Source organism: Caldisalinibacter kiritimatiensis (genome assembly GCF_000387765.1).
GTDB classification, from domain to species: domain Bacteria; phylum Bacillota; class Clostridia; order Tissierellales; family Caldisalinibacteraceae; genus Caldisalinibacter; species Caldisalinibacter kiritimatiensis.
The window spans coordinates 1-3,097 of sequence record NZ_ARZA01000242.1; the positions used below are offsets into that span (position 1 = coordinate 1).

Below are 3,097 nucleotides of genomic sequence, written 5' to 3' on the forward strand. Positions count from 1 at the left end.
AAAATGAGTATATACATGGATGGTGGCAAGAGCCAACTAAGAGGTCAATAAGAAGATATAGATTAACAGACAAAGGATTTGAGCATTATAAAAAAATTAAATTAATGTATAAACCTATTTTTCAAGATTCTTTAACTATTATAAACAATACCTTAGAGGACATATATAAATAGATATTTAAATTTTATTAATATTCTCTTTATTAAAAGGATATTTTAAAGTGTTATAGAATGATACTAGCATATACTTATACATATATACTAAAACATGGAGGGATATATTATGAAAAGTTTATCTAAGAAAGGATTAGAAATAACACCTTCTGCAACCCTAGAAATAACAGCAAAAGCAAAGGAGATGAAGAAACAAGGTATAGATGTAATAGGATTTGGTGCGGGTGAACCGGATTTTAATACTCCTATTAATATACAACAAAAAGCAATAAAAGCTATTAATGATGGTAATACAAGATACACATCGGCTTCAGGTATTATAGAGTTAAAAAAAGCTATATGCGAGAAGTTTAAAAGTGATAATAATCTTGTATACAATGAGAACAATATAATTGTATCTAACGGAGCAAAACATTCATTATATAATGCATTAAACGCTATCTTAAATCCTGGAGATGAAGTTATAATTCCAGTACCATACTGGGTTAGCTATCCAGAATTAGTAAAAATCGCAGACGGAACTCCAGTACTTGTTGAAACAAAAGAGGAAAATGATTTCAAATATACAATAGAAGATTTAGAAAAATCATATAATAAAAATACCAAAGCTATTATACTAAATAGTCCAAGTAATCCTACTGGTACTGTTTATACAAAAGAAGAACTAGAAATGATAGCAGATTGGGCAGTAAAAAATGATATTTTTATTATATCTGATGAAATTTACGAAAAACTAATTTATGATGGATATGAGCATGTTAGTATTGCATCAATTAGTGATAAAGTAAAAGATTTAACTATAGTTATTAATGGTATGTCAAAAGCTTATGCTATGACAGGTTGGAGAATAGGATATGCAGCTGCTAATGAGGAGATAATAAAAGTTATGAATAATATTCAAGCACATACTACATCTAATCCTAATACAATATCACAATACGCTAGTGTAGAAGGATTAACAGGAGACCAAAGTATTATTTCTGAAATGAAAAAGCATTTTATTGATAGAAGAAACTATATGGTAGATAAAATTAATTCAATTAAAGGTTTATACTGTAAAAAACCTAAAGGTGCATTTTATGTTATGGCTAATATTTCACAGCTTAAAGGAAAAGTTGTAAAAGGGGTAGAAATAAATACTTCTATAGATTTTTGTAATTTATTATTAGATAAAGGTAATGTTGCTGTAGTACCTGGAGCAGCTTTTGGTTCTGATAATTACATTAGATTATCATATGCAACGTCTATAGAGAATATTAAAGAAGGGTTGACTAGAATAGAAAATGTTATAAAATAAGAAGTAGTTTTATTGTTTAGATAAAAGGAGTGAATTTATGAAACAAACATATGAAAACCCATTAATAAAAAGATACGCTAGTAGAGAAATGGCAAATATATTTTCACCCGATGAAAAATTTAAGACATGGAGAGAATTATGGATAGCTTTAGCTGAAGCTCAAAAAGAATTAGGCTTAAACATAACTGATGAGCAAATACAGCAAATGAAAGACAATAAAGACAATATTGATTACAAACTTGCAGAAGAAAAAGAAAAGGAATTTAGACATGATGTAATGGCTCACGTTCATACATTTGGTATTCAGTGTCCTAAGGCTAAACCTATTATACATCTAGGAGCTACAAGTGCATATGTGGGTGATAATACAGATATTATTTTAATGAAAAGAGCACTATACCTTATAAATAAAAAATTGGTTAACTTGATAAATAAAGTATCAGAATTTGCTAATAAATATAAAGATTTACCTACGTTAGGATTTACACATTACCAACCGGCACAATTAACAACGGTAGGTAAAAGAGCTACTCTTTGGCTACAAGATTTATTAATTGATTATAATGATTTACAATATATTTTAAACAATATGAAGCTTAGAGGAGTAAAGGGTACTACTGGAACTCAGGCTAGCTATTTGAAATTATTTGATAACAACCATGAAAAGGTCAAAAAACTAGATGAGTTAGTAGCAGAAAAAATGGGATTTGATAGTACTTATCCGGTAACAGGACAAACATACACTAGAAAAATGGACTATAGAGCTTTATCTGTATTAAGTAGTATCGCTCAAACACTTCACAAGGTAACAAATGATATAAGACTTTTGCAAAATTTAAAGGAGATAGAGGAACCATTTGGTAAAAAGCAAATTGGTTCATCAGCTATGGCATATAAAAGAAATCCCATGAGAAGTGAGAGAATAGCATCATTAGCCAGGTTTATTATTGCAACAACTATGAATACAGCAATGACAGCATCAACTCAGTGGTTCGAAAGAACTTTGGATGATTCAGCAAACAGACGTTTAACAATACCACAGACTTTTTTAGCATGTGATGCTATTTTAGAAATAGGAATTAATGTTTTTAATGGTCTTGTTGTATATGAAAATGTAATTAAAAAACATATTAATGAAGAACTTCCTTTTATGGCTACTGAAAATATCCTAATGGAAGCTGTAAAAAGAGGAGGGGACAGACAGGAAATACATGAGGAAATTAGAAAATTATCTATGGAGGCAGCTAAAGAAGTAAAAGTTAATGGAGGAAAGAATGATCTCATTGATAGAATTATTTTAAGTGATAAAATTCCATTAACAAAGAAAGAAATTATGGATTTATTAGACCCTGTCAATTTTATTGGTAGAGCTCCGAAGCAGGTAGAAGAGTTTATTGAACAGAATATAAAACCAATTTTATCAAAATATGAGGATAAACTTAATATAGAAGTTGAATTAAAGGTATAAAGGATTTGAGCGGAGAATATCCGCTCTTTTTTTATGCAATTTTTATTTATAAACTTATGATTGTAATATTTACAAAAATTACGAATATATAAAATATATAGACATTTAGACAAGAATAATATTATCTTATGGTTATATAGATAGTTGCAAAATACAAAA

Annotated in this window: 2 protein-coding genes; both read left to right on the forward strand. The window is 28.6% G+C overall.

What is annotated here, in order from left to right; all coding sequences use genetic code 11:
• Positions 1-282: 282 nt before the first annotated feature.
• On the forward strand, positions 283-1,470 hold the full coding sequence (locus L21TH_RS10945) for a pyridoxal phosphate-dependent aminotransferase (protein WP_006315943.1): 1,188 nt from the start codon (positions 283-285) through the stop codon (positions 1,468-1,470).
• A gap of 37 nt (positions 1,471-1,507) precedes the next feature.
• Entirely contained in the window at positions 1,508-2,938 is a 1,431-nt protein-coding gene (gene purB / locus L21TH_RS10950; RefSeq protein ID WP_006315945.1) for an adenylosuccinate lyase, read from the forward strand.
• Positions 2,939-3,097 lie beyond the last annotated feature (159 nt).